This window comes from Actinomadura verrucosospora (assembly GCF_039540335.1).
Lineage (GTDB): Bacteria > Actinomycetota > Actinomycetes > Streptosporangiales > Streptosporangiaceae > Spirillospora > Spirillospora verrucosospora.
Genome location: NZ_BAABEV010000008.1, coordinates 134,797 through 149,254, shown reverse-complemented (window position 1 = coordinate 149,254; position 14,458 = coordinate 134,797). Strand labels below are relative to the sequence as shown.

Annotated in this window: 13 protein-coding genes; 4 read left to right on the top strand and 9 right to left on the bottom strand. The window is 75.1% G+C overall.

Annotation, left to right across the window (positions count from 1 at the left end; translation table 11 throughout):
• Positions 1-16: 16 nt before the first annotated feature.
• Positions 17-877, top strand: a complete 861-nt coding sequence (locus ABD944_RS12235; protein WP_345175442.1) for an ATP-grasp domain-containing protein — start codon at positions 17-19, stop codon at positions 875-877.
• Positions 878-895: 18 nt separating this feature from the next.
• On the opposite strand, the gene ABD944_RS12230 is transcribed toward ABD944_RS12235, so the two are convergent.
• The 3 genes from ABD944_RS12230 to ABD944_RS12220 form a co-directional block, all read right to left on the bottom strand.
• Positions 896-2,641, bottom strand: coding sequence for a CocE/NonD family hydrolase (locus ABD944_RS12230; RefSeq protein ID WP_345175440.1), 1,746 nt, complete (start codon positions 2,639-2,641; stop codon positions 896-898).
• 64 nt (positions 2,642-2,705) lie between these two features.
• Entirely contained in the window at positions 2,706-3,659 is a 954-nt protein-coding gene (locus ABD944_RS12225) for an acyl-CoA dehydrogenase family protein (protein WP_345175438.1), read from the bottom strand.
• A complete protein-coding gene (locus tag ABD944_RS12220) occupies positions 3,659-4,792 on the bottom strand; it encodes an acyl-CoA dehydrogenase family protein (protein ID WP_345175436.1) in 1,134 nt (377 codons plus the stop codon). Before ABD944_RS12220 ends, ABD944_RS12225 begins: the two co-directional genes overlap by 1 nt.
• A 181-nt stretch (positions 4,793-4,973) precedes the next feature.
• Here ABD944_RS12220 and ABD944_RS12215 point away from each other — a divergent pair, with 181 nt between their 5' ends.
• The gene (locus tag ABD944_RS12215; protein ID WP_345175433.1) at positions 4,974-5,567 is read left to right on the top strand and encodes a hypothetical protein; all 594 of its coding nucleotides are present in this window, start codon (positions 4,974-4,976) and stop codon (positions 5,565-5,567) included.
• A gap of 53 nt (positions 5,568-5,620) precedes the next feature.
• Here the strand turns inward: ABD944_RS12215 and ABD944_RS12210 are convergent, their stop codons facing one another.
• Complete coding sequence (locus tag ABD944_RS12210) at positions 5,621-6,796, bottom strand: winged helix DNA-binding domain-containing protein (protein WP_345175432.1); 1,176 nt, start codon at positions 6,794-6,796, stop codon at positions 5,621-5,623.
• 19 nt (positions 6,797-6,815) lie between these two features.
• A complete protein-coding gene (locus ABD944_RS12205) occupies positions 6,816-7,157 on the bottom strand; it encodes a hypothetical protein (RefSeq protein WP_345175430.1) in 342 nt (113 codons plus the stop codon).
• 172 nt (positions 7,158-7,329) lie between these two features.
• Here ABD944_RS12205 and ABD944_RS12200 point away from each other — a divergent pair, with 172 nt between their 5' ends.
• Positions 7,330-8,007, top strand: a complete 678-nt coding sequence (locus ABD944_RS12200; protein WP_345175428.1) for a phosphorylase family protein — start codon at positions 7,330-7,332, stop codon at positions 8,005-8,007.
• Positions 8,008-8,014: 7 nt separating this feature from the next.
• On the opposite strand, the gene ABD944_RS12195 is transcribed toward ABD944_RS12200, so the two are convergent.
• From ABD944_RS12195 to ABD944_RS12180, 4 genes are all read right to left on the bottom strand, one after another.
• Positions 8,015-8,446 carry a hypothetical protein gene (locus tag ABD944_RS12195; protein WP_345175426.1) on the bottom strand — a complete coding sequence of 144 codons (432 nt, stop codon included), beginning with the start codon at positions 8,444-8,446 and terminating at the stop codon, positions 8,015-8,017.
• 92 nt (positions 8,447-8,538) lie between these two features.
• Positions 8,539-9,795 (bottom strand): hypothetical protein, encoded by a 1,257-nt coding sequence (locus ABD944_RS12190; protein ID WP_345175424.1) that lies wholly within the window; start codon positions 9,793-9,795, stop codon positions 8,539-8,541.
• 81 nt (positions 9,796-9,876) lie between these two features.
• Positions 9,877-11,697, bottom strand: a complete 1,821-nt coding sequence (locus ABD944_RS12185) for an ABC transporter ATP-binding protein (protein ID WP_345175422.1) — start codon at positions 11,695-11,697, stop codon at positions 9,877-9,879.
• On the bottom strand, positions 11,694-13,490 hold the full coding sequence (locus ABD944_RS12180) for an ABC transporter ATP-binding protein (RefSeq protein ID WP_345175619.1): 1,797 nt from the start codon (positions 13,488-13,490) through the stop codon (positions 11,694-11,696). Before ABD944_RS12180 ends, ABD944_RS12185 begins: the two co-directional genes overlap by 4 nt.
• A 185-nt stretch (positions 13,491-13,675) precedes the next feature.
• Between ABD944_RS12180 and ABD944_RS12175 the strand changes: the two genes are divergently transcribed.
• Positions 13,676-14,374 (top strand): TIGR03085 family metal-binding protein, encoded by a 699-nt coding sequence (locus ABD944_RS12175; protein ID WP_345175421.1) that lies wholly within the window; start codon positions 13,676-13,678, stop codon positions 14,372-14,374.
• Positions 14,375-14,458: the final 84 nt, after the last annotated feature.

Here is a 14,458-nt window from a genome sequence, read left to right as displayed (position 1 = left end):
AGGAAATCCCCCCCGTATGAACCCCCGTGTGAACATCGCGCTCGCGACCTGCTCCCTGCTGCCCGACGGAAGCGACGACGTCCAGGACCTGATCGGCGCCCTGGCGGCCGAGGGCGTCGGCGCCGAGCCCGTCGCCTGGGACGCCGACGTCGACTGGTCCCGCCACGACCTGGTCGTCATCCGCTCCACCTGGGACTACACCGCCCGGCGGGACGAGTTCGTGGCCTGGGCGGAGAGCCTGCCCCGCGTCCTCAACCCCGCCGCGATCGTGCGGTGGAACACCGACAAGCGCTACCTGCGCGACCTCGCCGCCGCGGGCGTCCCCGTCGTCCCGACCCTCTGGGATCCGGACGACATCCCGTCCGAGTGGCCGGAGTTCGTCGTCAAGCCCGCCGTCTCGATCGGCGCGGGCGACACCGCACGCTGGGGCCCCGGCGAGGAGGACGCGGCCCGCGCCCACCTGCGCTCGCTGCGCGAGGCGGGCCGGACGGCGATGGTCCAGCCGTACCTGTCCGCGGTCGACACGGCCGGCGAGACGGCGCTGGTCTTCCTCGACGGCGAGTACAGCCACGCCGGGCGCAAGGCGCAGATCCTCGCCGCAGGGGCGGGCGTCCAGGGCTCGGTCCGGGACGACCCGGCGCGCGGGCAGGTCACCGCGTCCACGGCGACCGAGGCCGAGCTGGAGCTGGCCGCCCGCGCCCTGGCCGCCGTCCCGCACGGCGACGATCTCCTCTACGCCCGCGTCGACATGATCCCCGGCCCGGACGGCGCCCCGATGCTGATCGAGCTCGAACTGGCCGAACCCGCCCTCTACCTCCACCACGCCCCCGGAAGCGCGAAGAAACTGGCGAAGGCGATCATTTCCCGGGTGCGCTGAGCCGTCTCCTGGACGCGGTCACGTGGGGTCCTCCTCAGGGGCCGGTGCCGCGGCCTCGGGGGAGCGTTCGGCGACGGGGAGGATGATCGCGGACGGGTGGTCGGGGTCGTGCAGGACCTCCTGCCGGGCGGTGACCATCCTCGTCGCGGTGGTGGCGAGGGGCTCGCCGGTGCCGGGGTTGACGGCGACCTTGGGGTGGGCGCCGCTGGTGACGTGGACCCGGACGCTGTGGCCGCGCTGGAACCGGTGGCCGGTGGGCCACAGGTCGACGGCGAGGCGGAGCACCCCGCCGGTCCCGACGGGCGCGGCCGCGGCGGAGGGCAGGCGCAGGCCGCCCTCGCAGACGTTGCGGGACGTCCCGTCCGGGGAGACGTCGCAGAGCCGGACGACGAAGTCGGTGTGCTCGCGGTCGGAGCGGACGAACAGGTCGGCGCCGACCGGGCCGATGACGTCCAGGTCGGCGTCGAGGGGCGCGGAGGTGAAGACCAGCACGTCCGGCCGCCGCTCCAGAGGGCGGTTGTCGACGGGGCGGGAGCTGCCCAGCAGGGTGGGGCCGCCGAGCGCGGGCGTCGGGCGGGCCGGGTCGAAGCGGTAGGGGCTGGGCGGGGCGTCGCGCGGACCGTCCTCGCCGAGGCCGCCGCCGGCGTGCAGGTGCCAGCGCGTCCGCCGCGTGCCGGGCGGGGGCCAGTCGCGGTAGTGCCGCCACTCGCGGGCGCCGGTGACGTAGACGCGGACGGGGTCGCGCCGCAGCCCGGACGGGTCGCCCTGCAGGTGGGCGCGGAACCAGGCGAGCGACTCGCGGATCGCCGGCAGGCCGTGCCGGGCGTCGGTGTGCCACCAGGGGCCGATCGTCAGGTACGGGACGTGCCCGGCGGCGCGCAGCGCCAGGTAATCCTTGATCATCCAGGGCAGGAACACGTCGTACCAGCCGCCGAGGAGGGTGGCGGGCGCGGAGACCTCGCCGACCGTGGCGCTGAAGTCGCGGGTGTCCCAGTAGCCGCTGGCGGCCCCGTGGCCCGCGAGCAGGTCCTGGTAGAAGCGCATGGGCTCGCCGCCGGCCACCACGTCCATCTCGGCGAGCGGGCGGCCGGAGCGGGCGGCGCGCAGGGCGCGGCGCCGCGACGTCAGCGGCGCGGTCAGCATGCCGAGGCGCCGCTGCTGGCGGTGCGTGAGGTCGGTCCAGGTGAGCGTGGACTCCAGGGCGAACGACCCGCCCACGTAGGCGGCGTCCCGGAAGGTGGACGCGGTGATCTGCAGGGACATCGCCTTCAGCTCGGGCCCGGCCTCGGCGGCGATCGCCCAGGCCGCGTAGCCGAGGTAGCTCGGCCCGAAGGCGGCGAACGAGCCGTGGAACCAGGGCTGCCGCTTCAGCCACTCGACGGTGGCGAGCCCGTCGGTGCGCTCGCTGCCGAGGGGGTCGAACTCGCCGCCGGACCCGGACGTCCCGCGGGCGCTCTGCACGACGAGCTGGAAGCCGAACGGGACGAAGAGCAGGCCGTTGGCGAGGGCGGCGGGGCCGCGGCGCCCGTAGGGGGTGCGGACGAGGATGGTGGGGGGCCGCTCGACCCCGGCCGGGACGTACCGGTCGGCGAGGAGGACGACGCCGTCCGGCATGGTCACCGGCAGGTCGCGCTCGACGGTGTAGGGGGCGAGGCCCCACGGCCACGGCAGGCCCGCCGGCCAGGACAGCCCCGCCGGCCACGGCAGGCCCTTCGGCCGGGGCAGCCTGATCGGCGGAACGGGCAGTCGGTCCCAGGGCGCCATGCTGTCTCCGAACGCGGTCCGCTACTCCTAGCGAGATTACCGACCCGTTCCGCCGACCGGGCGATCAGGTGCCGGTCACGAGCGCCCAGGGGTCGGCCGCGGCGGCGAGCGCGGCTCCGAGTTCGTCGGCCCAGGCGGCCTCGCCGCCGTACTCGTCCCGCCACGACCACAGCCGCAGGGTGACCCGGCGCAGGGGGTGCTCCTCGGTGGCGCCGAGCGCGCCGTGCACCTGGTGGGCGAGGGCGGCGACCGCGCCCGCGGCCCGCGACGCGTTCGCCTTGGCGGCCGCCACCGCGACCGGGTCGCCGGGCGCGCGGACGGCGGCGCGCACCGCGACGTCCGCGACCGTCGCCTCCCCGGCCAGTTCCGCCAGCATCTGCTGGACGGCCTGGAACCGCCCGATCGGCCTCCCGAACTGCTCCCGCTCGCCCGCGTACCGGACGGACAGGTCCAGCGCCCGCGCCATCGCCCCCGTCAGCTGGACGGCCCGCGCCAGCGCTCCCCGCCGCCGCAGCTCGGCCGCGTCCACCGCGCACGGCGCCGCCTCCTCCGCCGGGACGCCGGCCAGGACGACGTCGTCGCGCGGCTCGCCCGCCACGTTCGCGCCCTCGGTGATCCGCGCCCGCGCCGGGTCGACGACGGCGACGAGACCACCGCCGAGGACGACGAGGAGCCGCGCCGACCGTGCCCAGGGGACCCGGCGGAACGTCCCGCTCAGGACGGGACCGTCACGGCCCTCGACCACCTCGACCTCGCCGGACACTGCGGTGAGGGCGCCAGGGGCCGCCCGCAGGCCGGCGTCGGCGAGCAGCCGCCCGGCCAGCAGCGTCTCGGCCAGGGGCACGGCCGCGGCGTGATATCCGGCCGCACGCAGGACGGCCGCGGCGTCGGCGAGGTCGCCGCCGCTGCCGCCCGCCTCCTCCGGCACCCCGGCCAGCGTCAGGCCGGACTCCTCAAGCGCCCGCCACGGGTCGCCGCCTGCCAGGATCTCGTGCGCGGTCTCGTCCAGAAGCCCCATCAGCGCACTCCCAGGCCGCGGGCCACGATGCCCCGCAGGATCTCGTTGGTGCCGCCCCGCAGCGTGAACCCGGGCGCCTGGACGACCGACTCCGCCAGCGCGCGGGCCAGCGGGTCGGGGGAGCCGGGATCGGGCTCCACGCCCGCGTGCTCGCGCGCCGCCTCGACGACCTCGCGCTCGAACCGCGTCCCGAGGTCCTTGACGAGGGCCGCGGGCAGCTCGGGCGTCTCGCCCCGGGCGAGGGCCCCCGCCACCCCCAGCGACGCCTGCCGCAGCGCCCACAGGCGCGCGGTGAGCGCGCCGAGCGTCCGCCGCTCGGCCGGACCGGCGGCGCGGCCGTGCAGGAGCCGGATGAGCATGAACGTGCTGAGCAGCCGCTCGGGGCCGCTGCGCTCGTGGGCCAGCTCGGCGGTGACCTGCCGCCACCCGTCCCCGGCGCGGCCGAGGACCAGCGCGTCCGGCACGAACACGCCGTCGAGGACGACCTCGTTGAAGTGGTGCTCGCCGGACAGCCCCCGGATGGGCCTGATCGTCACGCGGTCGTCCGGCAGGGGCACGATGAACTGGCTGAGGCCCGCGTGCCGGTCCTGCGAGCGGGGCGCGCTCCGGGCCAGGACGAGGATCGCGTGCGCGAGGTGGGCGCCGCTCGTCCACACCTTGGTGCCGTGCAGCCGCCACCCGCCGCCGTCGCGCTCGGCGCGGGTCCGGACCGACGCCAGGTCGGAGCCCGAGTCGGGCTCGCTCATCCCGATCGCGAAGAAGCACTCGCCGCGCGCGATCGGCGGCAGGAACCGCCGCTTCTGCTCCTCGGTGCCGTGGGCCAGGATGGACGGGCCGGTCTGCCGGTCGGCGATCCAGTGCGCGCCCACCGGGGCCCCGGCGGCCAGCAGCTCCTCGACCACCACGAACCGCTCCAGCGGTGAGCGCCCGTGCCCGCCGTAGCGCTCGGGGAGCGTCATGCCCAGCCAGCCGCGCTCGCCCAGCAGCCGGCTGAAGGCGGGGTCGGCGCCGGTGAGCCAGCTGTCGCAGCGGGCGGTGAAGGGGGTCTCGGCCAGGAACTCGCGCACCCGGGCCCGCAGCGCGGCGGCCTCGGGCGGGAGCGTGCCGGGGGTCAGGCCGGGCAGTGCCGCCACATGCACCTCCTCTGTCCAGGGGGACGTTACAGACAATCCCCAACCCTTCCGTCAGCGGCCCCTTACAGGAGGCCGTCTGGCGGGGCGGACGGTTCTCTGGGATCGTGGTCGTCCGGCACAGGCGTTCCGCAGGGGAGAAGACATGTGGCCCGGGTCCAACCCACCGATGGGACCGCCGCCCATGGGACCGGGCCGGCCGGCACCGGGCCCGCCCGGGGAGGGCTGGACGCCGCAGCGGCGGCGCGTCGGCCCGAGCGCCGGGTGGTACGCGCTGCCGATCGTCCTCGTCCTGGCCGCCGTGATCGGGTTCGCCACGGTGCTGGCGTTCCTGTGGGACGACTCGGAGGTCGCCGAAGGCCCGACGGCCGCGGGCGACCCGGCGTCCGGGGTGACCGTCCGGCTCAGGGAGGGCTACGGCTACTTCGTCTACGTCCGTGAGGGCGGCCCCTCCCCGTACGCGTGCCGGGTCGAGGCGGGGGAGCGGTCCGGGCCCGTCCAGCTCACGCGCAAGAACTCCTGGAGCGCCTCCGACCACGCGTCCTACCGCTACACCGCCACGTTCAGAGCGCCGGTGACGGGCGACGCCCGGCTGACGTGCCGCGGCGCCGACGGGCCGATCCTCGTGACGCCGGACGACACCGCCAACGGCTACCTCGGCCTCAGCCTGCTGGCCGCGCTCGGCCTCGGCGGTCTCGCCGCCCTCGCGTTCGTCGTGACCTTCCTCCGGCGCAGCGGGGCCGATCGCCGCGCCGCGACCACCGCGGGCCCCTACTGAGGGTTCGACCCCCGCCCGGAGGCCGCAGGAGGCCGCAGGAGGCAGGGCCCGGCTCAGGCCGTCAGCTCGCGCTCCAGCGGGGTGCGGAAGCGGGGGATCGCGCGGACGTCGCCGTACCACTCCGCCATCCGCGCCGCCTCCCGCTCGACGGCGGCCTCCGCGTCGGCGCCGACGTCCTCGAGGAGGCGGAAGACGATCTCACCGTCCCTGCGCTGCGCCCACCCGCCGACGATGCGGCCGTCCCACCAGACCGACGGCCCGACGTTGCCGCTGCGGTCGAACAGCAGCGGGCCGTGGGGGCCGAGGAACCAGCCGCGCTCCTGCCAGCCCATCGGGGTCGGGTCGAGCGCGGGCAGCAGCGCCGCCGACGGCTCCGGCGCGGGCACGGGCTCCAGGTCGTCGGACAGGACGAGACCGGCCGCCCCGTCGAGGTCGACCTCGGTGACGTCCAGGAGCGCGAGGGCCTTCTTGACGTCGCCGGCGCTCCAGCCCGTCCACCACTTCAGGTCGGACACCGGCGCGGGCCCGAACGTGCGCAGCCAGCGGCGGACGAGGTCGGCGCGGGCCTCGGCGGCCGGGAGCGGCTCGATGCCGCCGGGCAGCCACGTCTCCACGGGCGACCACACGTACTGGCTGCTCGTCCACGACCCGTTAGGCCGCCCCCGCACGATGCGGCCCTCGCAGCCGAGCGTGACCAGGACCCAGGTGGTGATGCCCGTGAGCCGCGAGTAGGACTTGCCGGGCGCCATCTCCACCTGGGTCCGCAGCAGCGGCACGTCGGCGCTGATCTGGGTGCCCGTCGCCTGGCCGCGGGCCAGCAGAGCCTCGTGGGCGGCCTCCTCGGCCCGGGCGAACAGGGCCGGCGCGTCGGCGACGTCGCTGCCGCGCTCGATCATCTTCGTGTACCTCGCGCGCTGCCTGGCCGCCAGCCCGTTCGCCGTGGACGCCTGCAGCACCGGGACCAGGTCGGTCGGCGCGACGAACATCGTCCGTCGCATCGCGAGCATCCGCAGCAGCGTGCGGTCGTCGTACAGGGCCTTCTCCACCGCCGCCGGGACGGCGTGGACGCTGCGGGCCGCCACCGACAGGTGGACGGTGGCCGGGTCGGTGGCGTGCAGCACCACCATGGACCGGACGATGTCGAGGACGTCGTCGGTCCTGGCCGGGACGGTGAGCCGGTGGCGGAGCGCGAGCCGGGCCCGCCGCTCCGCTGTGCTGATCGAACGCATGAGCGAATCCTAGGCCGGATCAGCCGTTGTTGGAGATCTTCACCACCACCTGGTCCTGGGTGACGGACTGCACCGAGACGTCGAAGCCCTCGGCCTGCTGCCCGTCGCCGACCGGCACCGTCACCGTCTGCCCGCCGATCTTCAGGGTGACCATCTCGCCCTGCACCCTCACCAGCTCGGCCTTCACGCCGAGGATGGACGCGCTCGCCTCGACGCCGCGGTCGAAGGTCACCGTGCAGGAGTTGACGCCGCAGGAGGTCTTGCTGTTCTCGCCGCCGCACGCGGCCGCGGCGCCGAGGGGCAGCAGGACGAACGGGAGAACGGCCAGCTTCCGCCGAAGGGGAAAGGAGGTCGAGGTCATGCCGGGGAGTCTAGGCGGGCGGGGCGGCGGTGCGCGCCCTCCGTGAGGCGGATCTCCGCGGCGCGGATCCGGCACCCGGCGGTGAGCGGATGTCGCCCTGCGCGGTGAGCGGATCTCGCACTGCGCGGTGAGCGCGCTGGATCTCGGGATGACCTCGTGTTTCGCTGGACGGGTGAACTTCACCGAAGGGGCGGGCGCCGCCGGAGGAGAGGGCTGGGACGACGCCGTGGACGCGCCGATGCTCGGCCCCGTGGTGTGCGCCGCGCTCGGCATGGAGGCGCGCGCGGTCCGGCGCGGGCTCACCCGGACCCCGGTCGTGGTCGTCGGCTACCGGGCGCGGCGGGCCGACCGGCTCCCGGCCGCCTGCGCCGCCGTCGTCGTCGCCGGGTTCGGCGGGGCGCTCGACGAGCGGCTGCGGCCGGGCGACGTCCTCGTCGCCGACGAGATCCGCGGCGCCGGCGCGGGCGGGAAGGCGGTGCCGTGCGCCGCGCCGCGCCTGCTCGCCGAGGAGCTCATCCGGGACGGGCTGAGCGCGCAGGTCGGCCCGCTGGTCACGACCGACCGCGTCGTCCGGGGCACCGAGCGCGCCCTGCTGGCGGCGCAGGGCGCGCGGCTGGCGGACATGGAGTCGGCGCTCGTCGCCGAGCGCGCCGGGCCGCTGCCGGTCGCGGCCGTCCGCGTCGTCGTCGACGGCCCGCGGCATCCGCTGTGGCACCCGGGCATCGTCCGGCGCGGGCTGGCGGGACGGCGCGTCCTGGCCCGCCTGGGCCCCGCCCTGGAGCGGTGGAGCGTCCTGCTCGTGCGGGGCGAGGAGGGCACCAGCGAGGGGAGCGCGGCCGGCCGCGCCTGACCCGCGCTCAGCCGTGCCCTGAGCCGTGCTCGGGACCGTGCCCGTCGCCCTGGACGATCCTGCCGCCGAGGTCCCCGCGCAGCGACTCCAGGGTCTGCTGCTGGCTGACCGCCACCCAGCGCGCCCCGACCAGGTACGTCCCGCCCCAGGGCTTGGCCTCCTCCAGCCAGGCGTTCATGCCGTTGTCGGAGGTGAAGCTGAGCAGCACGTAGCGTCCTCGCGCGGTCTTGCAGTTCCCCTGCTCCAGATCCTTGACCTTGCGCTTCCCGGTCAGGGAGCAGTCCGTCCGCTGCGCCAGCTCGGCCAGGCTCGCCGGCTCGGCGGCCTTGCCGCCGGAGGCGTCCGACCCGGCGGAGCAGCCGGCCGCCACCGGCATCGCCAGCAGGGCCGCGCAGAGCGGCAGCGTCTTCAACAAGCCGAGATGGTGTCGGGAACCCATCGCTGTTCCTCTCCGGGGTGAGACGCGCGATTCGAGGAAGGAATACGCGCCCCGCCCCGGAGGGGTTCATCCGGGCTCACAGCACCAGGGTGTCAGGGCATCATGCGGGCGCCGGCGGCGGCGCGGACGCCGGGTTCCTCGGCGCCGTCGTGGTGGAGCCGCTGGAGCCGCAGCGACGTCTCGCCGGTCAGCGGCGCGGTCCGGGCGGCCTCGGCCCGGACGCCCTCCTCGCAGTCCCACAGCCCTTCGACGGCGTAGGACTCGGCGGTGTGCGGGGCGGTTCTCGTGAGCGCGGTCAAGATGCGGGGTCTCAGATAGGCATAGGTGGATTCGGTCCAAGCGGTCTTCAACAGCGGGACGGCCTCGCCCGCGCGCAGCCGTCCCAGTCCTTCGATCGGGCTCGCGGCGTCGGCCCAGTCGCGCCGGGCGACCGCGGCGTTCAGCTCGTCCATCAGCAGGGGGATGTCCTGGCGGGTGCCGTAGCGGGCGAGGATGCGCAGCCCCATGTCCGCGCAGCCGCCGCGCTGCGCCGCCCACATCCGCGCCCGCGGAAGGGTCTCCGGCCCGTACTCCCGCAACGCCCGGCACACCGCGCCGCCGAACCTGCTCGGCCGCTGGGGCAGCAGTTCCTCCGCGAGGTCCAGCAGGGCGAGCGTCCGGCGGCGGCCCAGCTCGAATATCGCCGCTATGGAGCCCTCGCCGCGCCGCCGCGCCAGGTCCAGCAACTCGGCCTCGCTCTGCGCGTCCTTCCCGGGGGCGGGGACCATCGCGCGCCGCGCCGCCCGTCCCGCCTCCCGCTGCCGCGCCAGCGCGTCGGCCACCCGCGGCTGCCTCGCCGCCCACGCCTCGATCACCGGGTTGTGGCGGCCCGGGACCAGCAGCGCCAGGTCGGCGTCGTCGCACCGCGCGGCGACCAGGGAGTCCAGCCCCACCGCCAGCGAGGGATCCTCAAGATCGATGAGCTCGGCCACCGCGTCGAACCACTGCGCGCCCTCCTCGGCGTACCGGCGCAGCGGCCCGGCGGCCTCCCGCCGGCTCAGCCGCACCAGGTCGGCCAGCACGCCCAGCGCCAGGTCCACCCGCCACTCGTCGGGGTCGGTGTGGTCGGACGGGGCGAAGAGATGCTCCGCCACCGGCCCCACCGGCAGCTCCAGATCCACCATCAACCGGGCGTAGTACAGCCGCCGGGACTCGCACTGCCGATCCCAGCGCGGATCGCTCCGGACGCAGGCGTACACGTACTCGCCCGCGCCGGGCTTGTCGGCCGCGCGCCGCGCGGCCCTCCCGAGTCCACGCTGCAGCTGACCGTGCAGCGTGCTCGCCGATTCCAACATGACGTCGTTGCTCACCCCAGCAGAATGCGCACTGGACCAGATATCGGGCAAGTGCTTTAGCGTGCGTTTACCCAGGGAGCGGCCCTGTGGAACCCGTCACAGGCTCCGCTGGGCGACCCAGGAGGCGTGCAGATCGGCGTACACCCCCGGCTCGGCGACGAGCTCGGCGTGCGGGCCGCGCTGCACGATCCGCCCCGCCTCGAAGACGATCACCTCGTCCGCCGCCTCGGCCGTGGAGAGCCGGTGCGCGATCGCGATCGCCGTGCGGCCCCGCGTCACGCCGTCCAGCGCCCGCTGGATCCGCACCTCGGTGGCCGGGTCCACGGCCGAGGTCGCCTCGTCCAGGACGAGCAGGTCCGGATCGGCGATGTAGGCGCGGGCCAGCGCGACGAGCTGGCGCTCGCCCGCCGACAGCGACTCCCCCCGCTGCCCCACGGGCGTGGCGAGGCCCTCGGGGAGGCCGTCCAGCCAGTCGGCGAGGCCCAGCTCGGTCAGCGCGAGGACGAGGTCCTCGTCGGAGGCGTCCGGACGCCCGTACCGGATGTTGTCGGCGAGCGTGGCGTCGAACAGGAACCCGTCCTGCGGCACCATGACGATCCGCTCCCGCAGCGACGAGAACCGGACGCGGTCCAGCGGCACCCCGTCCACGAGGACGCGGCCCGACACCGGGTCCATGAGCCGCGTGAGGAGCTTGGCGAACGTCGTCTTGCCCGACCCGGTCTGCCCGACGACCGCGACGCGGCTGCGCGGCGCGATGGCGGTGCTCACCTCGTGCAGGACGGGCGGGCCGCCCGGGTAGGCGAACCCCACCGACTCGAACCGCACCTCGATGGGACCGCGCGGCAGCGACTCGCCGGCCTCGCCCGGGTCGGCGACGTCCGGGACGGTGTCCAGCACGCCGAGCACCCGCCGCCAGCCCGCGATCGCGTTCTGCGCCTCGTTCAGGACCTCGGTGGCCGTCTGCATCGGGCTGACGAACAGCGTCACCAGGAACAGGAACGCCACGAGCCGCCCGGCCGACAGCTCCCCGGCGACGCCGAGCAGCGTCCCGGCGATGACGACGGCGGCGGTGGCGAGCGCCGCCACCAGCTCGCTGACCGGGAACGTCAGCGCGACCATCGCCTGCGCCCGCGTCTGCGCCGAACGGTAGGACTCCACGGTCTCGTCCACCCGCCGTCCGGTCCGCTCCTCCGAGGCGTAGGCGCGGATCACTGGGGCGCCCACCACCGACTCGCTGACCGCCGCCAGCAGGTCGCCCATCCGCTCCCGGACCCGCATGTAGGCCCTCGACAGGATCCGCTGGAAGCGGCGCAGCGCGAACGCCAGCGGCACGAAAGCCGCCCACACCAGCAGCGCCAGCGGCCACGAGTAGACGACCATCAGCACGCTCGCCACGACCAGCTGCCCGATCGAGACGATGAACATCAGCCCGCCGGACTGCATGAACTGGCTGATCTGGTCGACGTCGCCCGTCACCCGCGAGACCAGCGAGCCCCGCCGCTCGCCGCTCTGGGTCAGCATCGACAGGTCGTGGACGTGCCGGAACGCCCGGACCCGCAGCGTCGCCAGGCCGCCCTCGGACGTCCTGTAGAGCCGCACGTTCATCAGGTACGCGCACACGGCCGTCACCAGGACGGCCGCCGCGCACAGCAGCACCGCCGTCCGGATGAAGGCCAGGTCGGGGCCGTCCGGGCGGCCGAGTCCCTTGTCGATCGTCTGCTGGACGGCGACGGGCACCACCACCCGCCCGGCCGTCGACACCAGCGCGAGCGCCAGCGTCCCGGCCAGCCCGGCCCGGAACTCCGGGCTCAGCCGCAGCCCGCGCCGCAGCGTGCTGATCGCGCCCTCCGCCGCGGTGTCGCTCAGACCCGCCGCGCTCTTCGGCTTCGAGGCCGCCGTGTCGGTCACCGTCGTCATGCCATGGCCTCCTCGCCGCCCTCGACCGCTTCCTGCTCCGCCTCGGCCCGCTCGTAGGCGTTGACGAGGTTGCGGTAGCCCTCCGAGCCGTCCAGCAGCTCGGCGTGGGTGCCGCGCGCGATGACGCGGCCGTGCTCCATGTAGACGACCTCGTCCGCGAGCGCGATCGTGGCCTTGCGGTAGGCGACGACCACGACGGTCGCGCCGCCGGACTCCTCCGCCTGCGACTCCCGCAGGCTCTGCAGGATGCGCGCCTCGACCTGCGGGTCCACGCTGGACGTCGCGTCGTCGAGGACCAGCAGCCGGGGCCGCCGCACCAGCGCCCGCGCGAGCGCGAGCCGCTGGCGCTGGCCGCCCGACAGCGTCGCCCCGCGCTCGCCCACCCTCGTGTCGAGCCCGTCGGCGAGCGCCGCGACGAACCCCTCGGCCTGGGCGAGCCGCAGCGCCTCCCAGACCCGCTCGTCCGGGACGTCCAGGCCGAGCGTCACGTTGCCGCGGACGGTGTCGTCGAACAGGAACGTCTGCTGGGGGACCAGGGCCGCCGTCGCCGCGACCCCTCCGCGCTCCACGTCGCGCAGGTCGACGCCGTCCAGCAGGACCGACCCGTCCTCCGGGTCGACCAGCCGGACGAGCAGCGACGTGAGCGTGGACTTGCCCGATCCCGTCGGCCCGACGACCGCGATCGTCCTGCCCGGCGCGGCCGCGAACGACACGTCGTGCAGGACGCGGCGCCGCGCGCCCTCACCGGCCGCCTCGTAGGCGAACCTGACCTCCCGGACCTGGAGCTCGGTCGCCGCGCCTGAACCGTCCAGCGAGCCGTCCCCGAACGGCAGCGAACCCGTCGCGTCCAGGACGCCGCGGACCCGCTTCCACCCGACGACGCTGCGCGGGACCTCGCCCAGCACCCAGCCCAGCGCCCGGATCGGCCACGACAGCAGCGTGAACAGGTAGGCCACGTTCACCAGGTCGCCCGGCGACATCGCGCCCGAGTCCAGCCGCACCGACCCGATCAGCAGGACGGCCAGCACCCCGAGGTTCGGCAGCGCCTCCAGCACCGGGTCGAACAGCCCGCGGATGCGGCCGACGGCGATGTTGGCGTCCCGCAGCTCCCGCGCCCGCTCGGCGAACCGCTCGGTCTCCGCCGCCTCCCGGCCGAGGGTCTTGACCACCAGGCCGCCCTCGAAGCTCTCGTGCGCGACCTCGCTGACCTCCGCGCGCAGCTGCTGCGCGCGGGTCGCCACCGGGGACAGCCGCCGCTGGTACACCACGTTGATGAGGGCCACGGCGGGGAACACCAGGAACCCGACCCCGGCCACGACCACGTCGGTGACCAGGATCGACACCGCGGCGATCAGCAGCATGAACACGACGCCGACCGCCATCGGCAGCGGCGCGATCGGCGCCCACACCGCCTCGACGTCGGCGTTGGCGTTCGACAGCAGCTGCCCGGTCGGGTGCCGGTGGTGCCACGCCAGCGGGAGCCGCAGGTACTGCCGGGTCACCGCGCGGCGGTAGGACGCCTGGAGCCGGTACTGCATGAGGCCCGCGTAGAACCGGCGCCCCGCGACGCCGAGCGCCTTCAGCAGCGCCACCGCCAGGATCAGGGCCGCGGCCCCCGCCAGCGCCCCCGCGGTCGTGTGCCCGGCCTCGAACGCCGGCAGCACGACATGGCCGGTCGCCCAGCCGAGCACCTGAGCGGTCCCCACGGTCATCGCCGCGTACAGGGCGCTCGCCAGCACCGAGAGGGCGAACACCCGCGGCTCCGCCTTCACCGCCACCCACAGGACGCCCATGCCCTCTCTCAGGACAGGCGGGCTGACGCGTCTGGACGCAGGTGGCACGGCGACTCCTCGATCACGGCGGACCCCAGGAAATGTCCCGTTGCGACTGCGGCGGGGGGTTTGTGGGGCTGGATATTCCCTACCATCCAGCCGGGGCGCTTATTCCCGGCCACCCCGCCGCGGCCTACCATCGGTCGATGAGCACGCCCGACGACGGCCCCGTGCCGTCCGCCCCGAAGCAGGACGGCCCCGGCCCGGCGGACCCGGGTCCGGTCCGCCGGGAACGGCTGCTGCTGGCCGCGGCGCTGGAGGAGGCGGGCCCGGAGGCGACCACCAGGTGCGCGGGCTGGGACGCCCGCGACCTGGCCGCCCATCTGGTCGTCCGGGAGGGGCGCCCCGACGCGGCCCCCGGGATCCTGCTGCCCCCGCTTGCCTTCTACACCGAGCGTGTACGGCGGCGTACCGCCCGCGCCGTTCCGTTCGAACGGCTGGTGGAACGGTTCGCGCAGGGCCCGCCGAAGTTCTCCCCCTACGCCCTTCCCGGAGTCGACAGAAACGCGAACGCCGTCGAGTTCTTTGTTCACCATGAGGACATCCGGCGTGCGCGTCCCGACTGGGAGCCCCGTGCCCTCTCGCCGGAACTAGAGGAACTACTCTGGCGAAGGATAAAAATTGCCCGCTTTGTCCTAAGAAAAGTTCAGGTCGAGGTAACCTTCGTCCGCCCCGACGGCCGCGCCGCGCGCGTGTCCGGCGGCGCTCGCGGAGCCGTGCGCGTGCACGGCCCGGTAGGCGAACTCCTCCTGTGGGCACTGGGCCGCCGGGACGTCGCGAACGTGCGCCTCACCGGCGCCACGGACGCTGTCAAGACCCTGACGGAGACCGGTTGGAGTCTTTAACGGGCAGGTAACGGCACGGTTCGCCGAGAGGAGAAACGCAAGTCTTGCGGCTCCTCCGCTTTACGCGGAACCGGTGATACGGTG

Coding starts and splice junctions, on each gene's coding strand:
- ABD944_RS12235 (WP_345175442.1), top strand. CDS start 17: ATGAACCCCCGTGTGAACATCGCGCTCGCGACCTGCTCCCTGCTGCCC.
- ABD944_RS12230 (WP_345175440.1), bottom strand. CDS start 2,641: ATGGCGCCCTGGGACCGACTGCCCGTTCCGCCGATCAGGCTGCCCCGG.
- ABD944_RS12225 (WP_345175438.1), bottom strand. CDS start 3,659: ATGGGGCTTCTGGACGAGACCGCGCACGAGATCCTGGCAGGCGGCGAC.
- ABD944_RS12215 (WP_345175433.1), top strand. CDS start 4,974: ATGGGACCGGGCCGGCCGGCACCGGGCCCGCCCGGGGAGGGCTGGACG.
- ABD944_RS12210 (WP_345175432.1), bottom strand. CDS start 6,796: ATGCGTTCGATCAGCACAGCGGAGCGGCGGGCCCGGCTCGCGCTCCGC.
- ABD944_RS12205 (WP_345175430.1), bottom strand. CDS start 7,157: ATGACCTCGACCTCCTTTCCCCTTCGGCGGAAGCTGGCCGTTCTCCCG.
- ABD944_RS12195 (WP_345175426.1), bottom strand. CDS start 8,446: ATGGGTTCCCGACACCATCTCGGCTTGTTGAAGACGCTGCCGCTCTGC.
- ABD944_RS12185 (WP_345175422.1), bottom strand. CDS start 11,697: ATGACGACGGTGACCGACACGGCGGCCTCGAAGCCGAAGAGCGCGGCG.
- ABD944_RS12180 (WP_345175619.1), bottom strand. CDS start 13,490: ATGGGCGTCCTGTGGGTGGCGGTGAAGGCGGAGCCGCGGGTGTTCGCC.
- ABD944_RS12175 (WP_345175421.1), top strand. CDS start 13,676: ATGAGCACGCCCGACGACGGCCCCGTGCCGTCCGCCCCGAAGCAGGAC.